Raw genomic sequence first — 25,978 nt, 5'->3', positions numbered from 1 at the left:
GCATACTGACAGCGCGGCGATGACGGGATTAGTGCTGGCCTGATATATCCTGCAAGTCACCACGAATGGCTTGCAACTTACCTTGTATGGCTTGCAGAACATCAAAAGTATTTTGGAATGCCGGCGGCATCTCGCCGGGGCTTGTCGGTTCGTACTGGGGGCAGTACGAGACGATGGCGCCCGCAGCGAAGTCGGCGCTTTGATCGGCGTTCCATATCGACGTCCGCTGCACGAAGTTGACGGCATCTGCGAGGTTGGGTTGGTGTGCGAGGAAGTCGCAGACGGCGTGCCCCTGATTCGTCACGTAATCGTGGCTGGGAACTGGCAGGCCATCGTGTTTCAGCGCGTCGATGAAGGCGCTGTCGACGATGTCAAGCGGTGGCGGAGCCGGCGAACTTGGTGCAACCGGGTTTGATGGTGCCGCCGACGGCGGGATCACAGCCGGCGCAGGCGGCGGTGGCACTACTGTCGGCTGCGCCGCCGGAGGCGCGCTGTGGGACGCCGTGAACATCAGCATCACCAACGCGGCGAGGGCTATCAGGGATAGCGGCAAGACCATGAGGGGGCCTACGCGGCGCAGGATGCTTCGACGCTGCGAACGTGTGACGTCGTCGACGTCGTGTCGTTCCGACCGAGGTGCTGGCGAAAACCTGCGTCTCGCACGGTTGTCAGTCTCGGTTTCGGACGCCTCTGGCCGGTGCCCGAGGCGCTCATCAAGGAGTTCGTCGAGCTTACGACTCCACGGCTCGCCACCCTGCTCGCGAGCCGAACGGCGCAGCGCGGCGAGCCGCCGCAGCTCGGCGTCGATCGTCTCCCGATCGCGCGTCATGCCTGTGATCGTAGGTCCGCACCGCCGATGAGTCGGCGCTTCGCCCAAGCACAGTTCAGTAACGTATGGATGGGAATCCCACCGAGGGCACCAATGCTGTTCACCATCGGCCACGGCGCGAAAACCGCCGAGCAACTCACCACCGCGCTTCGCCAACATGACATCGACCTGCTGGTCGACGTCCGAAGCTTCCCCGGCTCGCGGCGCAACCCCGACGTGTCGAAACAAACCATGCCGAGGTGGCTAAAAGATGCCGGCATCGGCTACCGGCACGAACCCGGGCTCGGTGGACGGCGCAAGCCGCCAGCCCATCCCCTGCCAAGCGACCAATGGTGGGAGAACCAGGCGTTCGCCAACTACGCCGCTCACACCCGCACAACGGAATTTCGCACGGCGTACGAACGGTTGCTGCACGAAGCGGAATCCTGCAACGTCGCGATCATGTGCGGCGAACCGGTGTGGTGGCGTTGCCACCGGCGCATGATCGCCGACTTGGCTACCCGCGACGGACACACGGTGCAGCACATCATGCCCAATGGATCACTGTCAGAGCACCGCATATCCGAATGGCTCGCCGGCGAGCAGCCGGCCACTTCGTGATACCGCATTCCGGAAATGGCCAGCTCAACGGTAGGCTTTCGACGTGGCGGCTAAGAGGAAACGTGCCGCACAGCCTGGGACGGCCGACTCGTCGCGAACACCGTGCTGCGTCGAAGCAGTGCGGGAGCAGACACGCGCGCGCAACCAGCACTATGCCGACAGCGCCTCGCGGCGGCGCCGGGTGCTCAACATCAACGCCACGATGGCGGTACTGGTGTGCGCAAGCTATGCCGTTCTCGGCCTTGCAGTGGGGCACCCAGTTTGGCGGACCCAACTGGTCAACCTCCTCGCCGCTGCGGTTTTCGCCACGGTTCCGTTACTGCACCGCTTCGGGGAACTTGTTGCGCCGCTTACCTTTATCTGCACCGCATATGTTTCGATCTTCGTCATCTGCTGGAACGTCGGCACCGGCTCGGGACTGCAGTTCTTCTTCCTAGTCACGGCTTGCCTGGTGGTGTTGCAACTCGGCATCGAACACATCGCACTGGCGGCAACCCTGGCCACCGTCGCCGCTGGCTTGGTGATCGCGTTGGAGTTTCTCGTCCCACGCAACACCGGGCTACAGCCGGACTGGGCACAGTCGCTGGGCTTCGTGATCGCCGCTGTCTCGGCATGCCTGATGGTGGTGGTGACGATGTGGTACGCGCTGCGGGAAATCGCCCGCGCCGAAGCGGTCATGGAAGTCGAATACGACCGATCCGAAGCGCTTTTGGCCAACATCATGCCGGCCAGCGTCGCGGCTCGGCTCAAAGATCCGGAGCGCAACGTCATTGCCGACAAATACGACGAGGCCTCGGTTCTGTTTGCCGACATCGCCGGGTTCACCGAACGGGCCAGCGCCACCGCCCCAACCGAACTGATCGAGTTCTTGGACCGGCTCTACACCGAATTCGACGCGCTGGTCGACAAGCATGGGCTGGAGAAAATCAAAGTCAGCGGCGACTCGTACATGGTGGTCAGCGGAGTGCCCTGGCCCCGGCATGATCACGTGCACGCTTTGGCGGACCTCGCGCTGGGCATGGCCGACGCTGCAGCCGACCTCAAAGACCCGCACGGCCGTGCGCTACCGCTGCGCATCGGGTTGGCCACCGGGCCGGTCGTCGCGGGAGTGGTCGGGTCGCGCCGCTTCTTCTACGACGTGTGGGGTGACGCCGTCAATGTCGCGTCGCGGATGGAGTCAACCGATCCCGAGGGCCGAATTCAGGTGCCTCAAGACGTCTACGAACGCCTGAAAGACGACTTCGTGCTCGAGGAACGAGGTGACATCGAAGTCAAGGGCAAAGGAGTCATGCACACCTGGTATCTCGTCGGCCGCAAGCCGGGTGCACGCTCCAGTAGCCTGCGCAGCGACGTAACGCAGACCGCCAGCGTCTGACCGCCCGGCAAACCGCGCGCCGGCATTGCGGTCTGTGGGACACTTCGCTGATGGAACCGACTGTTGCCCCAAGCCTATTGCCGCATCTTTGGAAATCGACGCTGGTATCCGGGATCCTGGCGCTGGCCCTTGGCGTCCTGGTATTGGTCTGGCCCGGCAAAACCATCCTGGTCGCCGCCATTGTCTTTGGCGCCTATCTATTGATCACCGGCATCGCGCAGGTGATCTTCGCCTTCAGTCTGCATGTGTCCGCCGGGGGCCGAGTGCTGTTGTTCATCAGCGGTGCCGCGTCGCTGGTGCTGGCTGTTCTGGCCTTCCGACACTTCGGCAACGACCCCTTGGTCGCAATCCTGTTGTTGGCGATCTGGATTGGCGTCGGCTTTATCTTCCGCGGTGTGGCAACGGCGACCTCGGCCATCAGCGATCCCAGCCTTCCCGGCCGCGGCTGGGCGATCTTCCTCGGCGTCGTCAGCTTGCTGGCGGGCATCGTCGTTATTGCTTCGCCGTTCGAATCGATCTGGATACTGACGCTCGTCGTGGGCATCTGGCTCGTGGTCATCGGCGTGTTCGAGATCGCGTCGTCGTTCGGCATTCGCAGTGCATCCAAAGCGCTGGGCAAAGCCTGGTCGGGCAGAACGGGGACCAGCGAGCCGACGGCTGGTCCGTGATCTGCGCGACGTTTCCGTAGTGGCGGCGCGCCTATCTACTACACTGTGTCGTAGTCAATCGTAGGCAGGTCCGGGAGTTGGCAACATGGACGTCGTCGACATTTCCCGGTGGCAGTTCGGTATCACCACCGTCTACCACTTCATCTTCGTGCCACTCACCATTGGCCTGGCGCCGCTGGTGGCTGTCATGCAGACGGTGTGGGTGCTCACCGACAACGTCGCGTGGTATCGGCTCACGAAGTTCTTCGGCAAACTCTTCCTGATCAATTTCGCGCTCGGGGTGGCCACCGGGATCGTCCAGGAATTCCAGTTCGGCATGAACTGGAGCGAATATTCCCGGTTTGTCGGCGACGTGTTCGGCGCACCGCTGGCCATGGAGGGCTTGGCCGCGTTCTTCTTCGAGTCCACGTTTATCGGCTTGTGGATCTTCGGCTGGAGTCGGCTGCCGCGGCTGGTGCACCTGGCCTGCATCTGGGTTGTGGCGATAGCGGTCAACGTGTCGGCGTTCTTCATCATCGCCGCAAACTCGTTCATGCAGCACCCGGTCGGGGCACACTACAATCCCTCGACGCGCCGCGCGGAGTTGCACAGCATCTTCGCCTTGCTCACCAATAACACGGCGCAGCAGGCGTTTTCACATGTCGTCACCGGGTCCATTTTGACCGCGGGAACTTTCGTCGCCGCGGTGTGCGCGTGGTGGATGGTCCGGTCGCGCGCGGGTACTGCCGCGGGATCGGGCATGGATCCGCAGGAAGCAGAAACCGACGCGCGCACGATGTACCGGCCGGCCACCATGCTGGGCTGCTGGGTTGCGCTAGTTGCATCGGTGGTGCTGTTTTTCACCGGCGATGCACAGGGCAAGCTGATGTTTCATCAGCAGCCGATGAAAATGGCGTCGGCCGAATCTTTGTGCGATACCCAGACCGATCCTCACTTCTCCATCCTGACCGTCGGACGGCAGAACAACTGCGACAGCCTCACCCGGGTGATCGAAGTGCCATACGTCCTGCCGGTGTTGGCCGAAGGCCGGATCAGCGACGTGCGGCTGCAAGGAGTGCGCGACCTTCAGCGCGACTACCAACACCGGTTCGGCCCAGGCGATTACCGGCCCAATCTGTTCGTCACCTATTGGTCGTTTCGGGCCATGATCGGGTTGCTCGCGATTCCGGTGTTGTTCGCGCTGGTCGCCTTGTGGCTCACCCGCCGCGGGCGCATCCCCGGCCAGCGGTGGTTTTCCTGGCTCGCACTCTTGACCATTCCCGCACCGTTCCTGGCTAACAGCGCTGGCTGGATCTTCACCGAAATGGGCCGCCAGCCTTGGGTTGTCGTCCCCAACCCGACCGGCGACCAGCAGGTCCGGCTCACCGTCGCGCAGGGTGTGTCCGACCACGCCATCGCTATGGTTGTCACCTCGCTGGTCACCTTCACCGCGGTATACGCCGTACTGGCCGTCATCTGGTTCTGGTTGCTCAAGCGCTACGTCATCGAGGGTCCGCAGGAGCACGACGCCGAACCGGCTGCTCCCGCAGCGCCCGGTGGGGATGAGGTGGCACCACTGTCATTCGCGTACTGAGAAGGAGCTGATCGCCATGGCATTCAACCAATTGTGGTTCGGTGTCCTGGCCGCGCTGTTCCTAGGCTTTTTCCTCTTGGAAGGCTTCGACTTCGGCGTAGGCATGCTGATGGAGCCGCTTGCCCGTGTCGGCACGGGTGACCGCGAGACGCATCGCCGCGCCGCGCTCAACACCATCGGTCCGGTTTGGGACGGTAACGAGGTCTGGCTGATCACTGCCGGCGCGGCGATGTTCGCGTCGTTTCCTGCCTGGTACGCCACGGTGTTCTCCGCGTTGTACCTGCCGCTGCTGGCAATCCTGTTCGGGATGATCGTGCGGGCGGTCGCCATCGAGTGGCGGGGCAAGGTCGACGCCACCAAATGGCGGGGCTGGGCTGACTCCGGGATCGCCGCCGGCTCATGGCTTCCGGCGCTGCTGTGGGGGGTGGCGTTCGCCGCACTAGTCCGCGGGCTGCCGGTGACTGCCGATCACCGGGTTCACCTGTCGATCAGCGACGTGCTCAATACCTACACCGTGCTGGGCGGCCTGGCTACCTGCGGGCTGTTCTTGCTCTACGGCGCAATATTCCTCGCGCTCAAGACATCTGGGGCGATTCGCGACGATGCGCAGCGATTCGCCCGGTGGTTGTCGGCGCCGGTGACGGCCTTGGTCGCCGGCTTCGGGGGTTGGACGCAGCTGGCACACGGCAAGAACTGGACCTGGACGGTCCTTGCAGTCGCGGTGGTGGCGCAGTTGGCGGCAGTGGCGTTGGTGTGGCGTCGAAGCTCTGAGGGCTGGGCGTTCGCTTGTTCGGCCGTGGTGGTCGCGGCCGTGGTGGTGTTGTTGTTCGGTGCGCTGTACCCGAACCTGGTGCCCTCCACCCTGAACCCGGCGTGGAGCGTCACCATCGAGAACGGATCGTCCACGCCCTACACGCTGAAGGTCATGACGTGGGCAGCGGCGGTGTTCGCACCATTGGCGATGGTGTATCAGGGCTGGACGTATTGGGTGTTCCGGCAGCGTATCTCGGCCGACCGGATACCGCCGTCGACCGGATTGGCGAGGCGGGCATCCTGAACGCCAGCCGTGCGCCCCTGGATCCGCGACTGTGGCGGAGATCAGCACCCTTGCGCCGCTTCCTGGCGGGCACACTGGCCTGCGGCACGGTGATCTCCGGCTGCTCGATCGCATCCGCTACCGTGCTCGCCCATATGGCGGCCGGGGTCATCACGGATCCGTCCGCTCGTAGCCTGCCGCGCTGGGCGCCGGGGTTCTCCGTCCTGTTGGTGGTCTGGACGGTTCGGACACTCGCGCGCTGGCTTCAGGCCCGGCTGGGTCAACAGAGTGCGAGCTCGGTGATCGCCGACCTGTGCGGCCAGGTATTGGCCGCAGTGACGGCACGGACGCCCAGACAACTGGCGGCACAGCGCGACGCTGCCGCGACGGTCGTGACCCGCGCTTTGGACGGACTGCGGCCATACTTCACCGGATACCTGCCCGCATTGATGCTTGCCGCCATCCTGACGCCGGCCACCGTCGTGGTGATGGCTGCCTACGATCTCAAATCGGCTGTGGTCGCGCTGATCACCTTGCCGCTCATTCCGATTTTCATGGTGCTGATCGGCCTGGCGACGACGCAGCGATCTGCTGCGGCGCTGGCCGCTATGACGACGTTGCATGCCAAATTATTGGATCTGATCGCCGGGCTTCCCACGCTGCGGGCATTGGGCCGCGCCGCCGGGCCAGAGCAGCGCATCGCGGAACTTTCTGCCGCCCACCGTCGTTCGGCGATGGCGACACTGCGGATCGCGTTCCTGTCGGCTTTGGTGCTCGAGCTGCTGGCCACGCTAGGCGTCGCTTTGGTCGCTGTCAGTATCGGTCTGCGCCTGGTGTTCGGGCAAATGAGTCTGGCCGCAGGTCTGACCGCCTTGCTGCTGGCTCCCGACGTGTACTGGCCGCTGCGCCGCGTCGGCGCCGAATTCCATGCCGCCCAAGACGGCAAGGCCGCAGCCGACAAAGCTTTCGCGCTGCTCGACCACCCAGCCGCCGTCCCGCCTGGACGCCGGACCGTATCCGCGCGCGGTGCGGTGATCCGTCTCGAAAACCTCTGTGTCAGTGGCCGCGACGGCAATGCACCAGCGAATCTCAGCGCCGCGATCCAGCCGGGTCAAGTCACGGTGCTGACCGGGCCGAACGGCGCGGGCAAAAGCACCGCGCTGCAGGTCATCGCCGGTCTCATGGCGCCGGACGAGGGCCGGGTCACCGTGGCCGGAATCGACATCTGTGAACTCGAGGCCAACCGGTGGTGGCGACAGCTGTCGTGGCTGCCGCAACGCCCGGTGCTGATCCCGGGAACTGTTGCCGCCAACCTGAATCTGTTCGGTGAGCTGCTCGACATTGAATCAGCCTGCGGCGCCGCGGGATTCGACGCTGTCTTGACCGAGCTACCGGACGGGTTGCAGACCATGCTGGGACGTGACGGGGTCGGATTGTCACTGGGACAACGTCAGCGCCTCGGCCTGGCTCGTGCGCTGGGCTCATCGGCACCGCTGCTGCTGTTAGACGAGCCGACCGCCCACCTCGACAGCGACACCGAGACCATCGTGCTGCATTCGGTCCTCGAACGTGCGCGAGCGGGAGCCACCGTGGTGGTCGTCGCTCATCGCGAACCGGTTGTCGCGACCGGTGATCAGGTCATCCACGTGGGTGCGGAGCGCTATGCGTACGTCTGACCCGCTGCTATCCGCGTACAGGCTCCTTGGGCCTCGACTTCCCCGTCTGCTGTTGGCCGTCACTCTCGGCGCGCTGTCGCTGAGCAGCGCGCTGGCACTGGCCGCGGTCTCGGCCTGGCTGATCACCCGGGCCTGGCAGATGCCGCCGGTGCTGGACCTGTCGGTGGCGGTGGTCGCGGTTCGGGCGCTGGCGATTTCCCGCGGCGTGCTGCACTACTGCGAGCGGTTGGCCACCCACGACACCGCACTGCGGGCAGCCGGAAATGCGCGCGCCCGAATCTATCAACGCTTGGCCCGTGGACCGGTGCGCGTCGTGGCGCGGCTGCACAGCGGCCAGCTGGTGACCCGGGTCGGCGCAGACGTTGACGAGCTCGCCGATGTGCTGGTGCGGGCGGTGTTGCCGATCACCGTGGCCGCAGTACTGGGAGTGGCCGCTACGGCGGTCGTCGCCGTCATCTCGCCACCGGCGGCATTGGTGCTGGCCGTGTGCCTGCTGGCAGCAGGCGTTTTGGCGCCCTACCTTTCCGCTCGAGCCACAACGGCGCAGGAGAACGTTGCCTGCCAACATCTTTCCGACCGCAACGCCTCAGCCATGATCGCGTTGGAACATGCACCCGAGCTCCGCGTCGGTGGCATTTTGCCCGATGTCATCGCCGAATCTACGCGACAACACCGTCATTGGGCAGATGCGCTCGATGCCGCGGCGAAGCCGGCCGCCGTCGCCGAGGCCGTGCCCACAGCAGCGATCGGCCTCAGCGTGCTAGCAGCCGTGGTCGCCGGTATCGGGATGGCATCTTCCGTCGCGCCCACCACCCTGGCAATCCTGATGTTGCTTCCGCTGTCGGCGTTCGAGGCGACGACAGCGCTTCCGGGCGCCGCGATCCAGCTGACCCGCTCGCGGATCGCTGCCCGTCGGCTGCGCGAGCTGACTCAGCCCGGCGATGCCCAGGCCGTCACCCACGCTGCATCGCCCACGGCCAGAGAAACACCGCGGCTGTTGGCCGCCGATATTCGCACCGGGTACGCCGATGGGACCAATTCAGTTCAGGTGAGCGTGGACTTGTCACCCGGCGCCAGGCTGGCGCTCACCGGTCCCAGCGGATGTGGCAAGACCACGCTGTTGATGACGCTCGCCGGATTGCTGCCAACCTTGCACAGTCAAGTTAAGGTGAACGGGACCCCGATAGAGCTGCTGAGTGAAAGTGAATTACGCAGGACCGTCTGCTTTTTCGCAGAAGACGCTCATATCTTCGCCACCACAGTGCGGGACAACTTGCTAGTGGCCCGCGGAGACTGCGGCGACGACGAGCTGATCGAAGCTTTACACCGTGTGGGCCTCGGGCACTGGCTGGCCGGCCTGCCTGACGGTCTCGCGACCGTGTTGACCGGAGGCGCACAAGCAGTATCAGCGGGCCAACGCAGGCGGTTGCTGTTGGCCCGCGCGGTGATCTCACCAGCCCGTATCCTGCTGCTCGACGAGCCGACCGAACACCTCGACGCCGTTGACGCCGAAGACCTTTTGCGCGAGCTGCTCTCCCCGGCCGGTGGGCTAATGACCGCCGGGCGCACCGTCGTGGTGGCAACCCACCAGCTGCCCAACGACATTCGCTGTCCGCAACTACGCCTCGGTCACGACGAGTACGCTGACTGCCGGTTGTCCACGCCGGCCGATGTGGAGCGCTTGCCATGACAGATTTCTCGGACAGATCCTCCGACACGCCGTCGGATAGGCCCGAAACCCAGCCAGGCAGACCGGAACACGGGTCGCCGTGGCCGGGCGCGGGTCAGCACACCCCGCCGCCATACCCTTATCCGCCCGGTCCCTACCCCAGCGGCTATCCCCCGCCGCAGCCGTACCCGCCTTACGGGCCGCCGCGCGGCCCCCGGAACGGGTTGGGCACCGCAGCATTGGTGCTCGCCGTCATCGCTCTGCTGTGCGTGTGGTCGGTCTTCGGCGGTGTGATCCTCGGCGCAGTGGCCACGGTGCTGGGAATCGTCGGCTATCGGCGGGTCCGGCGCGGCGAAGCCAACAACGGCGGCGTCGCGATCGCCGGCATGGTGCTGGGCGGGATAGCGATTGTGGTGGGCCTGATTTTCATCGCGATATGGTCCGTGCTGTGGCAGGACGTCGGCGGTGGTGACTACGTCGACTGCTTGCAGCGGGCCGGCTCCGATCCGGCCCTGCGGCAGCAATGCGTGGAGCGATTCCGTGAGCACGTCGAGAACAAGTTCAGCGTCACGCTCACACCGCGGCCGTCGCCATAGGTTTCTACAGGCGGCGTCGGCGGGGCATGAACTCCAGCGACAACAGCACGTACAGCAGCGGCAACACTTGCCTCAACTGAACCAGCGCGTAGCGCCGTTCGCCGGCGGAGTGGAACTTACGCAGATACCGGTACAACGACTCCAGCGCGATCAACGGATCCAGCAGGTGGATCAGCCGGTAGAAGAGGCTTTGCATTCTGCCGCGGTGCTTTTCGTCGAAGATCTCCGGGAACGCCGCAAACGCTAGCGACAATCGTTGCGCGCCAGCCTCTTTCGCAGCCATAACCATGTCGACCGACAGCCGTTCGTCGAGTCCGTTGGGCGCTCCGCGGCGTCGCCACGGCACGTCCAGAGTGATGTCGCTGCCGCCTCCGGCGGTGGCATAGCGGTGAAAACCCTGTACCGTTCCCGAGGAATCGCGGGCGACGATCAGCTGTATTCCGGGATAGCGTCCCTCCAGCACGCCGTCGAGGTTCATGCAGAACCCGCGATCGGCGTGCGCACCGCTCGGTGAGGTCCGCACCACGTCGGTCAACTCGGCCAACCGCTCGTCGTCGAGTTCTTGCTCGGCGACGATTTCGGTGGTGACACCACAGTTGTGGGTGCGCTTGACGGCCTGACGCAGGTTGCGGAACTTGCGCCCCACCATTTCGAACTCGGCGACGTCGATGACCACGTCTCGACCAATCGGTATGGCCCGCAGCGACTGCCCGAGCACCGCCGGATCAGTCCACAACTGAAGGCATCGCTCGCCGCACGCCAGCACCACAATCCGCCATCCCCGGGTGTGACACATCGCCGCGAAGTCGGCCACCAACTGAGGAAACTGCGCCTCGTCGCCGATGGGATCACCGCTGACCACCGCGTACCCGATCTTGGTGCGATATGCCAGCGCTGCCGTGCCGTCCGCGCTGAAGTGGTAGCACTTGCCGGTCTGCATGGCAAACGGTGCCAGCGGGTCGCCGCTGGTCGCGTTGATCAGCGCCCATACCCGCGGCAGGTCGTCGGCTCTCGGCCGCACCGAGGTGGGCCACATCAGTGCCAGCCCCGACGCGGCAATCATCACGTCGCCGAGTAAATCGAAGGACAGCACGTGCGCGCCCAGGCCCGCAAACAGAACCAGGACAGCGATACTCGCGTGCAAGGCCGTGACCGGTCGGCCCAGGAAGATGCCGCGGGCGATCAGCGCCACGGCGGCGAGGATCGTCAGCGACCACGCCAGCCGGCCGGTGGCCTGCCAATCGGGGTGGCGGTGATCGTGCGCGATGACGGCAACCAGCCAGCATGCCGCGCTGAGCAGGGCTAACGCACCGATCCAGCGCGCGGCCAGCGAGTCGACGTGGACAACCACCCGCTCGCTTGGACGCACCTTCGGCGCGACGTCGACCGACGAACTACTCACCCATACCTCCGGTCGCTCTGCTGACACTCAAGCGGCGCACCGGGCTGGTTGTTCACTTGAGTGGCACATCGTCGGTTTCGGCCTACATTCTGCCTACCCAATATCCGGAAACGCTACGCCGGGATGCCTGCTGGCGTGGCGGCTTAGCTGGCGTCGGAACCGGATCGTTGTAGAGCGGTTACCACCGGCTTTAACGTCCAGGGAAATATTTGACGACGCCTTCCTGAACGACGGTCGCGAGCAGTTGACCGGTGGGATCGAAGAAATGCCCGGTGCCCAGGCCACGCGAGTCGGCGGCCACCGGAGACGACGTCGCGTACAACACCCAGTCGTTGAAGCTGACCTGCCGGTGAAACCACACCGAATGGTTGACGGTCGCAGCGAAGATGCGGTCGTAGCCCCAGGACAGCCCGTGGGTGGTGATGATGGAGTCCAGCACCGTCGTGTCCGACGAATAGACCAGTGCTGCGGTGTGCAGGACAGGGTCGTCAGGTATCACGCCGTCGGCTTTGACCCACACCCGGTTGTGCGGGAGCCGTTCGCCTTTGTCGCGCATGATCCAGGCCGGGTCGTTGGTGTAGCGCCATTCGATCGGTTGGAGCGCGTTGACGAAGTGCGGGACGGTCTTTTCGTAACCGCGCAACAGTTCACCGATTTTCGGCAGGGTGCGCGGTTCGGGTACCTGCGGCGGATCGATGCCGTGCTCGAGTCCGCGGCCGCCGGACAGATACGAGATCATCGCCGACGACAACAGGATGCCGTCCTGCATGGCATCGACCCGGCGGTTGGCGAAGCGTCGTTCGTCGCGCAGACGCACTACGCGGAACTCGATGTCCTTGGTGGGATCACCGCCGTTGATGAAGTGCACCGAAAGCGCGTTGGGCGGCAAGTCGTGGGTGCGGGAGCGGCTGGCCGCCACGAACGACTGCGCCATCAACTGACCGCCGAACGTGCGCATGGGATTTTTGCTCGGGTGGGAGCCGATGTAAATGTCGTCGCCGACGGGGTTCAGGTCCAGTACCGCAAGTAGTTCGTCGAAGTCTGACATTGGTTAAACGTCGTCTTCGCCGATCCGGTGCACGTGAATCAGGTTGGTCGTGCCAACTGTGCCCGGCGGTGCGCCGGCGACGATGACTACGAGGTCGCCCCGCTTGTAGCGGCCCAGCTCCAGCAGCGACTTGTCGACCTGGCGGATCATGCCGTCGGTGGATTGCATTGTGGGAACGATGAACGTCTCGGTGCCCCACGTCATGGCCAGTTGACTGCGCACCTCCGGCAGCGGCGTGAAAGCCAGCAGCGGCAGCGGGGTATGCAAGCGGGCCAGCCGACGCACCGTGTCGCCGGATTGGGTGAACGCGACCAAAGCCTTGGCGTCGAGCCGCTCGCCGATGTCGCGGGCGGCGTAGGAGATCACGCCGCGTTTGGTGCGAGGTATGTGGGTCAGCGGCGGGGCGGCCACCGAATTCTCTTCAACCGCGCAGATGATCCGCGACATCGTCTTGACCGCCGCCAGCGGGTACTTGCCGACCGCGGTCTCGCCGGAGAGCATCAGCGCATCCGCGCCGTCGAGCACGGCGTTGGCGACGTCGGAAGCCTCGGCCCGGGTCGGTCGCGGATTTTCGATCATCGAGTCCAGCATTTGCGTCGCCACGATGACCGGCTTGGCGTTTTCCCTGGCCATCTGGATGGCGCGCTTCTGCACCAGCGGGACCTCTTCCAGCGGCAGCTCGACACCCAGGTCGCCGCGGGCCACCATGATGGCGTCGAACGCCAATACCACGGCTTCCAGATTGTCGATCGCTTCGGGCTTTTCCAGTTTGGCGATCACGGGCACCCGGCGGCCCAGGCGATCCATCACGTCGTGCACCAGTTCGACATCCGACGGCGAACGCACGAACGACAGTGCCACCATGTCGACACCAAGGTCCAGCGCGAACTGTAAGTCTTCAATGTCTTTGTCGGACAAGGCCGGAGCGGTCACGTTCATGCCGGGCAGCGACATTCCCTTGTTGTTGCTGACCGGACCGCCTTCGGTGACGGTGCAGACCACGTCGTCGCCGTGGACTTCTTCGACCAGCAGGCCGACTTTGCCGTCATCGACGAGGACGCGATCACCGACCGCCGCGTCGTTGGCTAACTGCTTGTACGTGGTCGATACCCGGTCATGGGTGCCCTCGCAGTCGTCGACGGTGATTCGCACCGTCTCACCGGTGGCCCAATAGGTCGAACCACTGGAGAAGCGGCCCAGCCTTATCTTCGGGCCTTGTAAGTCCGCCAGCAGGCCGACCGCGCGGCCGGTGGCATCCGAGGCCGCGCGCACCCGCTCGTAGGCGGCTTTGTGATCGCTGTAGTCGCCGTGACTGAAGTTCATTCGGGCGACGTCCATTCCGGCCTCGACCAACGCTCTGACCATCTCGTCGGAGTTGGAGGCCGGGCCGAGGGTACAGACGATCTTCCCGCGTCTCGTCACGACGATTCAGCATAGTCCCGCAGCGTGGCCTCATCCTGCTGTGGCGCAAGCTCGGGTATGGGAAATATCCCATAGGGCAGCAGCGGTGCTTGACTCGACTTGGCGATTCTTGTTGTGCGCGAGTCGAATCCAACACCATACGGTTACCCGCCGGTAACCGTCGGTATCAGCGGGAAGCCGGGCAGGTTGCGAAGCACGGTCCAGGCGATCGCCGCGGCGGCAATGGTCGCGACAGCAGCTATCGGAAGCACGGCATTTTGGTGACGGCGGCGCAACAGGATCCATACCGTCAGCATCGGCAGGCCAACAATCAGGAAAATGTTGTCGCTGACAGCAGCTAACAGATCGCCGTGCAGAACGTCATGCACCATGCGAAGCCCGCCGCACGCCGGACAGTTCCAGCCAGTGAGCAATTTGAACGGACACAGCGGGAACAGCGAATGCGGGTTGTGCGGATCAGCCAGGCCCACGTAGGTGGTGAAGGCCGCGAGCAGTGCGCTGGAGCCAACCGCGCCGTACAGACGGCGCCGAGTGGTCGACGGCAGGTTACGTGCCATCTCGCGGCGCGCGGCCCTGTGGTTGGGGCACCTCACTTGGTTGCCAATAAGGATTTGAGGCGCCTTGGTGCGGCGAATCCGTCACGCCTCAAGCATGCCAGATCGGCCCGCGTGGCAGAGCTGCCTGATCAGCGCCCGTTTGCGCCGCCCCACCGCTGCCGTCTCAGGTTCCTTAGCCGAGAGCTCCATCGCGTGATGCGGGAGTCGGCGGTCACGGGTTGCGGGGTGCTGGTCGTGACTTCCGGCTTCGACTCCGGTTCGGCGGTCGGCTCGGATACCGGCTCGGCCTCGCGCTCGGGCTCCTCCGCTTCGGTTTCTTCTGACCCGGTTGTCTCCGCCGTTGCAGCCTCACGCTCCTCTGGCTCCTCTGGCTCCTCCACCCCAGGCTCGGCCTCCTCAGCCTCAGGCTCGACTTCCTCCACCTCAGCCGCAGCCTCTTCGGGCTCCGCCTCTTCGGCTTCGGGTTCCTCGGATGCGCCCTCCACGATTGCCGGCTCCTCCAGCGAGGCTTCCTCCGCTACCTCGTCCGCTGGAGCTGCAGCCACTGGTTCAGGCTGCGCATCGCCAGCTTCTTCAGGTTTGAGTTCCTCCTGAGGTTCGGGTTCCCTAGCTCCGGGCGCCTTGGCGACGTGTGTGTCGGCGTCAACCTCGGATTGCGCGGCCGTGGGTCTTCCCCGCCGCAGCCTCATCGTCCTCAGCCGGGAACTCCACCGCTTCCGAGCGGACTCAGCTATCTCGTCACTAGCGGCGGGCGCGGCTTGTTCGGCGACTTCCTCTTCCGGAGCAGCAGTCAGCTGTTCACCGGGCGCTTCGCCGGCTATCTCGGTATCTGGCTCCTCCGTCTCGGGCTCTTCCGCCTCGGCTGTCGGCTCGGGTTCCTCAACTTCCGCCGCCTCCGCTTCCGGGACTTCAGACGCGACAATTTCCGGCTCTACCTCTTCAGCCTCGTGGGCTTCGGTCAGGGCTTCTTCCGGTTCAGCTTCTTCGGCTGCCGCGGCCTCTGCGGCGTCCCCGCCCTCAGCGGTGTCGGCGGCCTCTTCGGTTTCCGCGGACTCGACGAGCCCGTCGCCGCCTTGGCCGCTGAGCGTTGCCGCGTCGCCCGCACCGGTCGCCGAAGCGACAGCGGCAAGTTCGGTGGCCGGCTCGGGCGCCGGTGCTTCTTCGGCGCGACCAGCGGTGCCCCCGAGCGTCGCGGGATCCTCACGACCCTTGGGCGCCACCATGACGTAGACCACTGCAGCGACGAATACGAAAGTCGATGTGAACAAGTTGACCCGGATCCCGGCGATATGGGTTGCCGGGTCGTCGCGCAACAGCTCGACGCAGAAACGGCCGATGCAATAGCCGGCGACATAGAGCGCAAACAGCCTGCCGTGACCGATCGTGAACCGCCGATCCAGATAGATCAGTGCAGCGAAGATGAGGATGTTCCAGAGCATTTCGTACAGGAACGTCGGCTGCACCACCATCGCCAGCTGGCCCGTCGACACGCCGTCGAGCGAATGCACGTCGACGAATCCGGCCGGATCGCGCCGGTAGAACACCTCCATGCCCCACGGCAATGTGGTCTCGCGACCGAAGAGTTCCTGGTTGAAGTAGTTCCCGAGCCGGCCGATCGCCTGCGCCAGCACGATGCCTGGAGCCACCGCGTCAGCGAAGGCCGGCAGCGGAATGCCGCGGCGGCGACACGCAATCCACGCGCCCACACCGCCGAGCGCCACCGCACCCCAGATTCCCAGGCCACCGTCCCAGATGCGCAGCGCCGCGGCCCATCCCGCTCCACCACCACCGAAGTACGTCCGCCAGTCGGTTATCAGGTGATAGAGCCGGCCGCCGACTAACCCGAAAGGCACGGCCCACAGCGCGATGTCATAGATAACGCCACGCTCGCCGCCTCGCTCCTCCCAGCGCCGGTCGCCGATCAGCAGCGCAACGACGATGCCGACGATGATGAACAATGCGTAAGCGCGGATCGGGATCGGGCCCAGGTGCCACACCCCGCGGGGAGGGCTGGGGAAATACGCGAGAATAGTGGTCATGATGCGGAATTCATTTGGCGCACACCGGCAACCAACTCCTCAGTCAGTGCGCGCAACGTTGACATGCCATCAGTTAACGCGGACACGAGCGCTGAACCGACGATGACGCCGTCGGCGTAGCTGGCTATCTCGGCCGCCTGTTGTCGCGACCGCACACCCAGGCCCACCCCGACCGGAATTTCAGACACCGCCCTCACTCTGCTCACCAGTTCGGGTGCGGCCCGCGACACCACATCACGTGCTCCGGTCACACCCATCGTCGACGCCGCGTAGACGAATCCGCGGGACGCCTCAATTGTGGCCGACAACCGCTGCGGCGTCGACGACGGCGCCACCAAAAAGATGCGATCCAATCCGTGCTCGTCCGATGCCGCCAGCCACTGCTCCGCCTCATCGGGAATGAGGTCCGGCGTGATCAGCCCGTGCCCACCGGCTGCGGCCAAGTCACGCGCGAACGCGTCAACCCCATAGCGCAGCACCGGGTTCCAGTAGGTCATCACTACTGCCCGGCCACCGGCTGCACTGATCGCCTCGACAGCGGCCAGCGTGTCGCGGACCCGCACCCCGCCGCGCAGTGCAGCCTCGGAAGCCGTCGCGATTGTCGGGCCGTCCATGCCCGGATCCGAATACGGCACCCCGACTTCGATGAGGTCACAACCACATTCGACGAGTGCTGTCATCGCCTCGATCGAGATGCGCACATCGGGATACCCGGTCGGCAGATAACCGATCAACGCTGCCCGATTGCTCTCCTGACATGTGTTGAAAAGCGGCGCCAACCGGCTTGTTTCGCTTTGTTTCACAGTCATGAATGGACGTCGCCTCGCGCATCGAGCAGACCGAACCACTTCGCAGCGGTCTCGACATCTTTGTCACCGCGACCCGACAGGTTCACCACAATGAGCGCGCCGCTGCCCATTTCAGCGCCGAGCTTGAGCGCACCGGCTACCGCGTGCGCGGATTCGATCGCCGGAATGATTCCCTCGGTGCGACACAGCAGCCCGAACGCGTCCATCGCCTCGGCATCAGTGATGGCGCGATACTCTGCGCGTCCAGTTTCTCGCAGCCACGCATGTTCTGGGCCCACGCCCGGATAGTCCAGACCGGCCGAGATCGAATGCGATTCGATGGTCTGGCCGTCGTCGTCCTGCAGCAGATACGAGTATGAGCCCTGAAAGGCTCCCGGTGAGCCGCCAGCGAAGGTGGCGGCGTGCCGGCCCGTATCGACGCCGTCACCGGCGGCCTCGAATCCGACCAACCGGACGCCCGGATCGTCGATGAACACGTGAAAAATCCCGATCGCGTTCGATCCGCCACCGACGCACGCCGTCACGGCGTCGGGCAGCCGACCCGCCTGCTCGCGGATCTGCACGCGTGTCTCCAGTCCGATGATCCGCTGAAAGTCGCGCACCATGGTCGGAAAGGGATGCGGGCCGGCGGCAGTGCCGAAGCAGTAGTACGTGTTGTCCGCGTTGGTGACCCAATCCCGAAACGCCTCGTTGATGGCATCTTTGAGGGTCTTGGAGCCCGACTCGACCGACACCACCTCGGCGCCCAGCAGCCGCATCCGCGCCACGTTGAGCGCCTGGCGCGCAGTGTCGACGGCGCCCATGTAGATGACGCAGTCCAGGCCGAGTAACGCACAAGCGGTGGCGGTAGCCACCCCGTGCTGCCCGGCGCCGGTCTCGGCGATCACTCTGGTCTTGCCCATCCGCTGCGCCAGCAACGCCTGGCCCAGCACATTGTTGATCTTGTGAGATCCGGTGTGGTTCAAGTCTTCTCGCTTGAGGAAGATGCGTGACCCATGAGCGTGCTCGCTGAGCCGGCGTGCCTCGTACAACGGCGACGGCCTGCCCGCGTAGTGCGCCTGCAACTTGTCCAGGGTGTCGAGGAAATCCTGGTCAGTACGCGACTTCTCGTAGGCGGCGGTGACTTCCTCGATGACCGCCATCAGTGCCTCGGCAACGTAGCGTCCACCGTACGCGCCGAAATGACCACGAGCATCGGGGTCGTGGCGGGTCGGTTCGGCGATGGCCGCACTGGAGCGAGGCAGCTCCGGGCCGGAGAAATCTGCCATCACCAAGGCTCAACGCGCAACTTGTTCATCGGGTTCAACGCTTCTGACCATGGCCCATGGACGGCTAGCGAGCCGGCTTCGGGCAGGACGGGTGAGTGCCTGCAGTAACCAGATCGGCGACCGCTGCCCGCGGGTCACCGCTGGTGACCAAACCTTCGCCGACCAGCACCGCGTCAGCGCCGGCACCCGCATACGCCAGCAGGTCAGCAGTCCCGCGCACTCCCGACTCCGCAATCCTGATCACGTCGGTGGGCAGACCGGGGGCGATACGCGCGAAGCAATCCCGGTCCACTTCCAGCGTTGTCAAATCGCGGGCGTTGACCCCGATGACCCGTGCCCCGGCCTTCAACGCTCGGTCGGCTTCTTCTTCGGTGTGCACTTCCACTAAAGCGGTCATGCCCAACGACTCGGTACGGTCCAGCATCGACACCAGCGCGGGCTGTTGGAGCGCCGCAACAATCAGCAGCAGCATGTCGGCGCCGTGTGCGCGGGCCTCGTGAATCTGATAGGGGCGGATCACAAAGTCCTTGCGCAACACCGGAACCGACACCGCCGTGCGCACCGCATCGAGGTCTGCCAGCGTGCCATGAAAGCGGCGTTCCTCGGTCACCACACTGATGATCCGCGCACCACCATCTTCGTAGGCGCGGGCAAGTTTCGCCGGATCGGAGATGGTCGCGAGTTGACCCGCTGATGGGCTGGCGCGTTTCACCTCGGCGATGACGGCGATCCCCGGCGCGCGCAATGCCGCCATGACATCAAGCGGCGGTGGTGCTGCTGCAGCGGCTTCTTTGATCTCCGACAGGCTAACGATGGCTTCACGAGCGGCAACATCGGCGCGGACTCCCTCGAGGATGGAGTCGAGCACGGTTGCCGAACTCATGGCTGTCGGTTCCTTTCGCCGAGGCCCGCCAGATTATTGACGACGTCCATCGAAGGGTAGCGAGCGATGGCGCGCCATCCGTCACCGACCCTCGGTGTCAGGTTCGTGTCGCGCATGTTCATCCGGCGAGGGGTCCTGCTCGTGGGGGCGATCAGTCGGGTCGTTGCCTTCGTCGAGGGCATCCCACATCGTGCGTTCCGACACCGCGGCGTCGTCGCGGTCGGCCATCGACCGGCGGGCCGCGGGTGTGGTGTATTTCGTCGTCCCCGCCGACGTCGCTGATCGCATCAACAGCGCCGCACCGGCCAACATGCATGCCGCGGCCGCCAGCGTGATCGCGGCGCCCCAGTAGCGCCGCTCACTGCCCACCAGCGTGAGCACCGGTACATGCGCGAGGTCGGCCCCCCGCACGGCCACGTCGGGAAGTGCCCACAGACCAATGGCGAGATATCCGCTGGCCAGGCTTGCGACCGCCACCATCAGCGCCAGCAGCCGCAACGGCCATCCCCGCACCGCCAGCGCGGCGACGGCGGTGGCCAGCAACAACAACGCCAATGGCACCAGCGCTGCTGACCACGTCGCGCCGGAAACGGTAGCGGTCTTCGGCGGTCCCAGTTCGTCGAACGAGCGCACGACGACCCACGGCAGTCGCGATGCCGCCCACAGACCCCCGGCCGCGAGCACCAGCAACAGCTGAGCGGTCAAAAGCATCGGCCGGCCGCGCCGCTCAGGCTTAGCCATTGCCGCCGGTGTCAGGTTCGGTGAGGGTCTGGGCGGCGGCGATGGCGTTGAGAACCGCCCGCGCCTTGTTAGTCGCTTCGGTGTGCTCGTAGGCACCGTTGGAGTCGGCCACCACGCCGCCTCCGGCCTGCACGTAAGCGGTGCCGTTGCGCATCAGAGCGGTGCGGATGGCGATCGCGAAATCGGCGTTGCCTGCGAAGTCCAGGTAGCCGACGACGCCGCCGTAGAGGCCGCGGCGGGTCTTTTCCACCTCTTCGATCAGCTCCATCGCTCGCACCTTCGGTGCGCCGGACAGCGTGCCGGCCGGAAAACAGGCGAGCACCGCGTCCAGCGCGGTACAGCCTTCTGCCAGCATGCCGGTCACCGTCGACACCAGGTGCATGACGTGGCTGTAGCGCTCGATGTGGCTGTAGTCCTCGACGCGGACCGTCCCCGGGACGCAGACGCGGCCGAGGTCGTTGCGTCCCAGGTCCACGAGCATCAAGTGTTCGGCGCGTTCTTTGTCGTCGGAGAGCAACTCCTTTTCCAGGAGCAGGTCCTCCTCCTCGGTCTGCCCGCGCCAACGGGTTCCGGCAATCGGATGTGTCGTCGCCCACTGATCGTGCACAGTAACCAGCGCTTCGGGGCTGGAGCCGACTATCGAAAAGTCCGTTCCCCCAACACCGTTCGGCACATGCAGCAGATACATGTAGGGGCTGGGGTTGGATGCCCGAAGTATCCGGTACACATCGATGGGCGCGACATCGGTGTCCATCTCGAAACGCTGCGACGGCACCACCTGGAACGCTTCGCCGGCTTCGATCTCGTGGACCAGTCGTTCGACGATCGCGCAGTATTCCTCGACGGTTCGCTGCGCGCGCTGCTTGGGCTCGGGCCTGCTGAAGGTGGCCACCGTCGACGGCAACGGCTGGCCCAGCGCGGCGGTCATCACGTCCAGTCGCGCGACGGCGTCGTCGTAGGCTTCATCGACCCGCTCGTCAGTGCCGTTCCAGTTCACCGCGTTGGCGATCAGCGTGATGGTGCCCTCGTGGTGGTCGACGGCCGCGATATCGGTGGCCAGCAGCAGCATCAAGTCGGGCAATTTGAGGTCGTCGACCGCCAGTTCGGGCAGCCGTTCCAGGCGGCGCACCAGGTCGTAGGCGAAGAAGCCGACCATGCCGCCCGACAGCGGCGGCAGCCCTGGCAGTGCCGCGGTAGCTAACAGATCCAGCGTGGCGCGCAACGCCTGCAGCGGGTCGCCACCAGTTGGCGCGTCCTGCGGCACCGCGCCCAGCCAGACCGCTTCGCCGTCACGCACGGTCAACGCCGACGGCGCCCCGGCACCGACGAACGACCACCGTGACCACGAGCGCCCGTATTCCGCGGACTCCAGCAAAAAGGTGCCGGGCCGGTTGGCGGCCAGCTTGCGGTAGGCCGATAGCGGGGTCTCCGTGTCGGCGAGGACCTTGCGCGTCACCGGAACTACCCGATGCTCGGCAGCCAGCGCCCGGAAAACCTCCCGGGAGGTGGTGGCGGCGGCGAGGTTGGCGTGCACGCAGCTATCTTCCCAGACATATCGGGTGGCGCCGGCGTAGCGTTGACCGCCATGAAAACCGGTGACACCGCACCAGACTTCGAGCTGCCCGATCAGGACGGCAAGCCCCGCTCGCTGAGCACCCTGCTCGCCGACGGGCCGGTGGTGCTGTTCTTCTACCCCGCCGCGGGAACACCGGGTTGCACGCGGGAGGCCTGCCACTTCCGCGACGTGGGCAGTGAGTTCGCCGCCGTCGGGGCGCTGCGGGTCGGAATCAGCACCGACCCGGTGGACAAACAAGCTAAATTCGCCGGCGACCACAGCTTCGACTACCCGCTGCTGTCCGACGCCGACGGAAAGGTGGCTTCCCAGTTCGGGGTCAAACGCGGACTGCTCGGGAAGCTGATGCCGGTCAAGCGCACCACCTTCGTCATCGACACCGACCGCACGGTGCTCGACGTGATCGGCAGCGAGTTCAATTTCAACTCGCATGCCGACAAGGCGTTGGCCACACTGCGCGGACGAACTCCAGGTTGACGTCGCTTTTAGTCCGTCAAAGCGGCGAGCGCACCGCCGTCACATGCCAGCCACACTGATCCCAACGATCGCTGCCATTGGGTTGGTCGCGGTGGCCGCGGTTGTCGGTGAACACTTCCTGCGCCCCTACGCAAACCAGCAGGCGTCGCCACCACGTCCACGTCAGCGGGGCAACACATCGAGCCGGCGGTGAGCCGTGCCGCATCGGCCCGTGCGGCGGTGGCTGCGGCCAACAGATTGGAGACTCCGACCCGTTAAGAGCGCTTCAGCGTTGCAAGGCGGGTGCTTCGCGGCACACAACCAAACGTTGTGACGCCACAACATGGCGACCTCTACTGACAGCCTCATGGGCAGTGAACTATCGGAGTCATGCCCGTCGACCCAAATCGAGCGCCGTCATCGACCGGCGCACCACTGGCTGACCAACAACTCGATTTCGTAAGGCTACCCAAAGCTTGGTGTATGTCCGCCGGGTCTGTGCCGCCGGGAGGCAATCGCCGGTGATGTGCGTCGTGCAGGTCGTCGATGTTGTTGAGGAGGACCACCCATGAGCACACCACGTCCGACCAAGACCCGCAGCGAAGGTCAATGGGCACTCGGTGAGCGCGAGCCGCTCAATGACACCGAGCGGCTCAAACGGGATGACGCGCCGCTCAACGTACGAGCGCGCATCGAAAACATCTATGCCAAGCATGGCTTCGACAGCATCGACAAAACGGATCTGCGTGGTCGCTTCCGCTGGATGGGTCTTTACACCCAGCGTGAGCAGGGTTACGACGGCACCTGGACCGGCGACGAGAACATCGACACCATCGAGGCCCGCTACTTCATGATGCGAGTGCGCTCCGACGGCAAGCCGATGTCGGCGGCCACCCTGCGCACGCTGGGTCAAATCTCTACGGAGTTCGCCCGCGACACCGCCGATATCGGTGATCGGGAGAACGTGCAATTCCACTGGATTCAAATCGAGGATGTCCCCGAGATCTGGCGGCGGCTCGCCGCCGTCGGCCTACAGACCACGGAAGCCTGCGGTGACTGCCCCCGCGGCATCCACGGCTCCCCGCTTGCCGGCGACTCGCCCGACGAGGTGCTCGACCCCTCACCGGCGATCGATGAGATTCTTCGGCGCTTTATCAACAATCCCGAATACGCGAACCTGCCCCGAAAGTACAAGACCGCGATATCGGGTCTTCAGGACGTCTCCCATGAGACCCACGACGTCGCGTTCATCGGCGTCAACCATCCCGACCACGGCCCAGGGATGGATCTGTGGGTCGGCGGTGGCCTGTCCACCAATCCGATGCTGGCCCAGCGGGTCGGTGTGTGGGTGCCGCTACAGGAGGTGCCGGATGTCTGGGAGGCGGTCACCCAGGTGTTCCGCGACTATGGCTACCGCCGGCTGCGCTCGAAGGCGAGGCTCAAGTTCCTCGTCAAGGACTGGGGTATTGAAAAATTTCGTCAGGTTCTGGAGGAGGAATATCTCGGCCGCAAGCTCATTGACGGCCCGGCTCCTGGGCCGGTCATGCACCCCATCGACCATGTCGGGGTGCAGCGATTGAAGAACGGGCTCAACGCTGTTGGCGTCGCCCCGATCGCCGGACGGGTGTCGGGCACCATCTTGTGCGCGGTGGCCGACCTGATGCAGCGGGCCGGATCGGACCGGGCGCGGTTCACTCCGTATCAGAAGCTGGTCGTTTTGGACGTACCCGACGACCGCCTGGACGAAATGGTGGCGGGTCTGGATGCCCTCGGCTTGCCGTCGCGGCCCTCGCACTGGCGAAAGAACCTGATGGCATGCACCGGTATCGAGTTCTGCAAGCTGTCCTTCGCCGAAACACGGGTGCGCGCCCAGACGCTGGTGCCCGAACTGGAGCGCCGCCTCGACGACATCAACGCCCAGCTTGATGTGCCGATCACAGTCCACATCAACGGCTGCCCCAATTCGTGCGCCCGGATCCAGGTGGCCGACATCGGGTTCAAAGGCCAGATGGTCGACGACGGCCACGGCGGATCGGAGGAGGCCTTCCAGGTACACCTGGGCGGCGGCCTGGGCTCAGACAGCGGATTCGGCCGAAAACTTCGTCAGCACAAAGTGTTTAGCAATGAGCTCGGTGATTACATCGACCGAGTGGTGCGCAATTTTGTCAAACACCGGAATCAGGGCGAACGGTTCGCGCAGTGGACGATGCGAGCCGATGAAGCAGAACTGCGATGAACCGGGGGGCGAAGGATTTGACTGAGACGGAGCTACGCGAGCTGGCTGCACGCGGCGCAGCCGAACTCGACGGCGCCAGCGCCACCGACCTATTGCGCTGGACCGATGAGCATTTCGGCGGTGTGGGGGGACCTCGCGGGTGGGCTACATGTAAGTGGGTCGTGGCCTCCAATATGCAGGACGCCGTGCTGGTGTCGTTGGCGTCGAAGGTGCGCCCGGGAGTACCGGTGATATTTCTGGACACCGGCTACCACTTCGCAGAAACCATCGGCACCCGCGACGCGGTCGAATCCGTCTATGACGTCCACATGCTGAATATCACTCCCGAGCACACGGTGGCCGAGCAGGACGCCCTCCTGGGAAGGGATCTTTTCGCCCGCAATCCGAACGAGTGCTGTCGGCTGCGCAAGGTCGTCCCGCTGGCCAAAGCGCTCCGTGGCTATTCCGCGTGGGTGACCGGGCTACGTCGAGCCGAGTCGCCCACCCGCGCCAACGCCCCGCTGATCAGCTTCGACGAGCACTTCCGCCTGGTGAAAGTCAACCCGCTGGCCACGTGGACCGACCAGGACGTGGACGACTACATTGCCGAGAACCATGTGTTGGTCAATCCGCTTGTTTACGAAGGCTATCCGTCGATCGGGTGCGCACCCTGCACAGCCAAACCAACAGAGGGCGCTGACCCACGCAGCGGGCGCTGGCAAGGGCACGCGAAGACCGAATGCGGATTGCATGCCCCATGAGGACGCTCGTGTTGACTGCGCACGGCAGCAAGGATCCCAGATCAGCGGCCAATGTACGGGCCGTGGCCACCCAGATTGCCCGCATGCGCCGAGACCTCGAAGTGAGGATCGCGTTCTTGGAACAGAATTCACCGAGCCTGGTCGACGTGCTCGCCGGGTTGGGCGATACCCGCCAGGCGGTGATATCTCCGTTGCTGCTGGCCAGGGCCTACCATGCTCGCATCGATATCCCGAAGCAGATCGCTCGTGCCGGTGAGCATGGTGTGCGACAGGCCGACGTGCTCGGTGAGGACGATCGACTGGTCGCTGTCTTGCGCCAGCGGCTCGGCGAGTTGGGCGTCTCCGCACACGACGGCACGCTGGGCGTGCTGGTGGTCGCGATCGGCTCCTCGGATATTGCGGTGAACGCGCGCACCGCAACGGTGGCAGCCAAGCTCGCAGCCGGGACACAGTGGGCTGCTGCCGCGACGGCATTCGCGACCGGACCTGAGCCGTCGGTGGCCGCGAGCGCCGACCAATTGCGTCGCCGCGGCGCCCGCCAGCTCGTTATCGCACCGTGGTTCTTGGCGCCGGGACGAGTGACCGACCGGGTGTGGACCTATGCGCGTCATGCCGGAATCGCGATGGCGCGGCCACTGGGCGCACACCGGCTGGTCGCCGAGACTGTGCTGGATCGCTTCGAGTACGCGACGGCTGACCAAGCCGCGGCCTGAGCCAGTACTACGATTGTGCATCACCAAAACGGGCGGGATCGCCAATCCGTGTCTGATGTCCGGCTTTGC

At 65.0% G+C, this 25,978-nt stretch carries 23 protein-coding genes; 12 read left to right on the top strand and 11 right to left on the bottom strand.

The window, feature by feature from the left end:
• Positions 1 to 28 precede the first annotated feature (28 nt).
• Positions 29 to 517, bottom strand: coding sequence for a DUF732 domain-containing protein (locus G6N15_RS23335; RefSeq protein WP_232070489.1), 489 nt, complete (start codon positions 515 to 517; stop codon positions 29 to 31).
• 405 nt (positions 518 to 922) lie between these two features.
• Here G6N15_RS23335 and G6N15_RS19260 point away from each other — a divergent pair, with 405 nt between their 5' ends.
• The 8 genes from G6N15_RS19260 (at position 923) to G6N15_RS19225 (ending at position 10,022) form a co-directional block, all read left to right on the top strand.
• Positions 923 to 1,429: a DUF488 domain-containing protein gene (locus tag G6N15_RS19260; protein WP_083087519.1), complete on the top strand. Its 507-nt coding sequence runs from the start codon at positions 923 to 925 to the stop codon at positions 1,427 to 1,429.
• A gap of 43 nt (positions 1,430 to 1,472) precedes the next feature.
• Complete coding sequence (locus G6N15_RS19255; RefSeq protein WP_083087520.1) at positions 1,473 to 2,804, top strand: adenylate/guanylate cyclase domain-containing protein; 1,332 nt, start codon at positions 1,473 to 1,475, stop codon at positions 2,802 to 2,804.
• A gap of 50 nt (positions 2,805 to 2,854) precedes the next feature.
• A complete protein-coding gene (locus tag G6N15_RS19250) occupies positions 2,855 to 3,472 on the top strand; it encodes an HdeD family acid-resistance protein (protein WP_083087521.1) in 618 nt (205 codons plus the stop codon).
• Positions 3,473 to 3,557: 85 nt separating this feature from the next.
• Positions 3,558 to 5,045: a cytochrome ubiquinol oxidase subunit I gene (locus G6N15_RS19245; protein ID WP_083087522.1), complete on the top strand. Its 1,488-nt coding sequence runs from the start codon at positions 3,558 to 3,560 to the stop codon at positions 5,043 to 5,045.
• Between the two features lie 16 nt (positions 5,046 to 5,061).
• Positions 5,062 to 6,102 carry a cytochrome d ubiquinol oxidase subunit II gene (gene cydB, locus G6N15_RS19240; RefSeq protein WP_083087523.1) on the top strand — a complete coding sequence of 347 codons (1,041 nt, stop codon included), beginning with the start codon at positions 5,062 to 5,064 and terminating at the stop codon, positions 6,100 to 6,102.
• Between the two features lie 74 nt (positions 6,103 to 6,176).
• A complete protein-coding gene (cydD, locus tag G6N15_RS19235) occupies positions 6,177 to 7,757 on the top strand; it encodes a thiol reductant ABC exporter subunit CydD (protein WP_232070488.1) in 1,581 nt (526 codons plus the stop codon).
• Entirely contained in the window at positions 7,744 to 9,447 is a 1,704-nt protein-coding gene (gene cydC, locus G6N15_RS19230; protein WP_083087524.1) for a thiol reductant ABC exporter subunit CydC, read from the top strand. Before cydD ends, cydC begins: the two co-directional genes overlap by 14 nt.
• On the top strand, positions 9,444 to 10,022 hold the full coding sequence (locus G6N15_RS19225) for a DUF4190 domain-containing protein (protein ID WP_083087525.1): 579 nt from the start codon (positions 9,444 to 9,446) through the stop codon (positions 10,020 to 10,022). The genes cydC and G6N15_RS19225 overlap by 4 nt, the downstream gene beginning before the upstream one ends.
• A gap of 4 nt (positions 10,023 to 10,026) precedes the next feature.
• Here the strand turns inward: G6N15_RS19225 and G6N15_RS19220 are convergent, their stop codons facing one another.
• From G6N15_RS19220 to G6N15_RS19175, 10 genes are all read right to left on the bottom strand, one after another.
• On the bottom strand, positions 10,027 to 11,424 hold the full coding sequence (locus G6N15_RS19220) for a bifunctional lysylphosphatidylglycerol flippase/synthetase MprF (RefSeq protein ID WP_083087526.1): 1,398 nt from the start codon (positions 11,422 to 11,424) through the stop codon (positions 10,027 to 10,029).
• A gap of 190 nt (positions 11,425 to 11,614) precedes the next feature.
• Positions 11,615 to 12,472 (bottom strand): acyl-CoA thioesterase II, encoded by an 858-nt coding sequence (locus tag G6N15_RS19215; protein WP_083087527.1) that lies wholly within the window; start codon positions 12,470 to 12,472, stop codon positions 11,615 to 11,617.
• 3 nt (positions 12,473 to 12,475) lie between these two features.
• Positions 12,476 to 13,894, bottom strand: coding sequence for a pyruvate kinase (pyk, locus tag G6N15_RS19210; RefSeq protein ID WP_083087528.1), 1,419 nt, complete (start codon positions 13,892 to 13,894; stop codon positions 12,476 to 12,478).
• A gap of 143 nt (positions 13,895 to 14,037) precedes the next feature.
• A complete protein-coding gene (locus G6N15_RS19205) occupies positions 14,038 to 14,439 on the bottom strand; it encodes a DUF2752 domain-containing protein (protein ID WP_232070487.1) in 402 nt (133 codons plus the stop codon).
• Positions 14,440 to 14,579: 140 nt separating this feature from the next.
• Positions 14,580 to 16,490 carry a prolipoprotein diacylglyceryl transferase gene (lgt, locus tag G6N15_RS19200; protein ID WP_083087530.1) on the bottom strand — a complete coding sequence of 637 codons (1,911 nt, stop codon included), beginning with the start codon at positions 16,488 to 16,490 and terminating at the stop codon, positions 14,580 to 14,582.
• Positions 16,487 to 17,299 carry a tryptophan synthase subunit alpha gene (trpA, locus tag G6N15_RS19195; protein ID WP_083087531.1) on the bottom strand — a complete coding sequence of 271 codons (813 nt, stop codon included), beginning with the start codon at positions 17,297 to 17,299 and terminating at the stop codon, positions 16,487 to 16,489. Before trpA ends, lgt begins: the two co-directional genes overlap by 4 nt.
• Positions 17,296 to 18,567 carry a tryptophan synthase subunit beta gene (gene trpB / locus G6N15_RS19190; protein ID WP_083087532.1) on the bottom strand — a complete coding sequence of 424 codons (1,272 nt, stop codon included), beginning with the start codon at positions 18,565 to 18,567 and terminating at the stop codon, positions 17,296 to 17,298. Before trpB ends, trpA begins: the two co-directional genes overlap by 4 nt.
• A 64-nt stretch (positions 18,568 to 18,631) precedes the next feature.
• The gene (gene trpC, locus G6N15_RS19185; protein WP_083087533.1) at positions 18,632 to 19,450 is read right to left on the bottom strand and encodes an indole-3-glycerol phosphate synthase TrpC; all 819 of its coding nucleotides are present in this window, start codon (positions 19,448 to 19,450) and stop codon (positions 18,632 to 18,634) included.
• An 81-nt stretch (positions 19,451 to 19,531) separates the two neighbouring features.
• Positions 19,532 to 20,161, bottom strand: coding sequence for a TIGR02234 family membrane protein (locus G6N15_RS19180; RefSeq protein ID WP_083087534.1), 630 nt, complete (start codon positions 20,159 to 20,161; stop codon positions 19,532 to 19,534).
• 22 nt (positions 20,162 to 20,183) lie between these two features.
• Complete coding sequence (locus G6N15_RS19175; protein ID WP_083087535.1) at positions 20,184 to 21,725, bottom strand: anthranilate synthase component I; 1,542 nt, start codon at positions 21,723 to 21,725, stop codon at positions 20,184 to 20,186.
• A gap of 51 nt (positions 21,726 to 21,776) precedes the next feature.
• Here G6N15_RS19175 and G6N15_RS19170 point away from each other — a divergent pair, with 51 nt between their 5' ends.
• The 4 genes from G6N15_RS19170 to G6N15_RS19155 all read left to right on the top strand — a co-directional run bounded on the left by G6N15_RS19170 (position 21,777) and on the right by G6N15_RS19155 (position 25,909).
• A complete protein-coding gene (locus G6N15_RS19170) occupies positions 21,777 to 22,241 on the top strand; it encodes a peroxiredoxin (RefSeq protein WP_083087536.1) in 465 nt (154 codons plus the stop codon).
• Between the two features lie 547 nt (positions 22,242 to 22,788).
• Complete coding sequence (locus G6N15_RS19165; protein ID WP_083087537.1) at positions 22,789 to 24,456, top strand: nitrite/sulfite reductase; 1,668 nt, start codon at positions 22,789 to 22,791, stop codon at positions 24,454 to 24,456.
• On the top strand, positions 24,453 to 25,196 hold the full coding sequence (locus G6N15_RS19160) for a phosphoadenylyl-sulfate reductase (RefSeq protein ID WP_083087538.1): 744 nt from the start codon (positions 24,453 to 24,455) through the stop codon (positions 25,194 to 25,196). The genes G6N15_RS19165 and G6N15_RS19160 overlap by 4 nt, the downstream gene beginning before the upstream one ends.
• On the top strand, positions 25,193 to 25,909 hold the full coding sequence (locus tag G6N15_RS19155; RefSeq protein ID WP_083087539.1) for a sirohydrochlorin chelatase: 717 nt from the start codon (positions 25,193 to 25,195) through the stop codon (positions 25,907 to 25,909). The genes G6N15_RS19160 and G6N15_RS19155 overlap by 4 nt, the downstream gene beginning before the upstream one ends.
• Positions 25,910 to 25,978: the final 69 nt, after the last annotated feature.

The sequence above is a fragment of the Mycobacterium noviomagense genome (assembly GCF_010731635.1).
In the GTDB taxonomy this organism is placed as follows: domain Bacteria; phylum Actinomycetota; class Actinomycetes; order Mycobacteriales; family Mycobacteriaceae; genus Mycobacterium; species Mycobacterium noviomagense.
This window is presented reverse-complemented; position numbering and strand designations above follow the sequence as displayed.

Excerpts from the sequence above, each read along its gene's own strand:
- G6N15_RS19165 (WP_083087537.1), top strand. The coding sequence starts at position 22,789 with ATGAGCACACCACGTCCGACCAAGACCCGCAGCGAAGGTCAATGGGCA.
- G6N15_RS19250 (WP_083087521.1), top strand. The coding sequence starts at position 2,855 with ATGGAACCGACTGTTGCCCCAAGCCTATTGCCGCATCTTTGGAAATCG.
- G6N15_RS19245 (WP_083087522.1), top strand. The coding sequence starts at position 3,558 with ATGGACGTCGTCGACATTTCCCGGTGGCAGTTCGGTATCACCACCGTC.
- G6N15_RS19260 (WP_083087519.1), top strand. The coding sequence starts at position 923 with ATGCTGTTCACCATCGGCCACGGCGCGAAAACCGCCGAGCAACTCACC.
- G6N15_RS23335 (WP_232070489.1), bottom strand. The coding sequence starts at position 517 with ATGCTGATGTTCACGGCGTCCCACAGCGCGCCTCCGGCGGCGCAGCCG.
- G6N15_RS19180 (WP_083087534.1), bottom strand. The coding sequence starts at position 20,161 with ATGCTTTTGACCGCTCAGCTGTTGCTGGTGCTCGCGGCCGGGGGTCTG.
- cydC (WP_083087524.1), top strand. The coding sequence starts at position 7,744 with ATGCGTACGTCTGACCCGCTGCTATCCGCGTACAGGCTCCTTGGGCCT.
- G6N15_RS19225 (WP_083087525.1), top strand. The coding sequence starts at position 9,444 with ATGACAGATTTCTCGGACAGATCCTCCGACACGCCGTCGGATAGGCCC.
- trpA (WP_083087531.1), bottom strand. The coding sequence starts at position 17,299 with ATGACTGTGAAACAAAGCGAAACAAGCCGGTTGGCGCCGCTTTTCAAC.
- G6N15_RS19170 (WP_083087536.1), top strand. The coding sequence starts at position 21,777 with ATGAAAACCGGTGACACCGCACCAGACTTCGAGCTGCCCGATCAGGAC.
- trpC (WP_083087533.1), bottom strand. The coding sequence starts at position 19,450 with ATGAGTTCGGCAACCGTGCTCGACTCCATCCTCGAGGGAGTCCGCGCC.
- G6N15_RS19155 (WP_083087539.1), top strand. The coding sequence starts at position 25,193 with ATGAGGACGCTCGTGTTGACTGCGCACGGCAGCAAGGATCCCAGATCA.
- G6N15_RS19215 (WP_083087527.1), bottom strand. The coding sequence starts at position 12,472 with ATGTCAGACTTCGACGAACTACTTGCGGTACTGGACCTGAACCCCGTC.
- G6N15_RS19160 (WP_083087538.1), top strand. The coding sequence starts at position 24,453 with ATGAACCGGGGGGCGAAGGATTTGACTGAGACGGAGCTACGCGAGCTG.
- lgt (WP_083087530.1), bottom strand. The coding sequence starts at position 16,490 with ATGACCACTATTCTCGCGTATTTCCCCAGCCCTCCCCGCGGGGTGTGG.
- cydB (WP_083087523.1), top strand. The coding sequence starts at position 5,062 with ATGGCATTCAACCAATTGTGGTTCGGTGTCCTGGCCGCGCTGTTCCTA.
- trpB (WP_083087532.1), bottom strand. The coding sequence starts at position 18,567 with ATGGCAGATTTCTCCGGCCCGGAGCTGCCTCGCTCCAGTGCGGCCATC.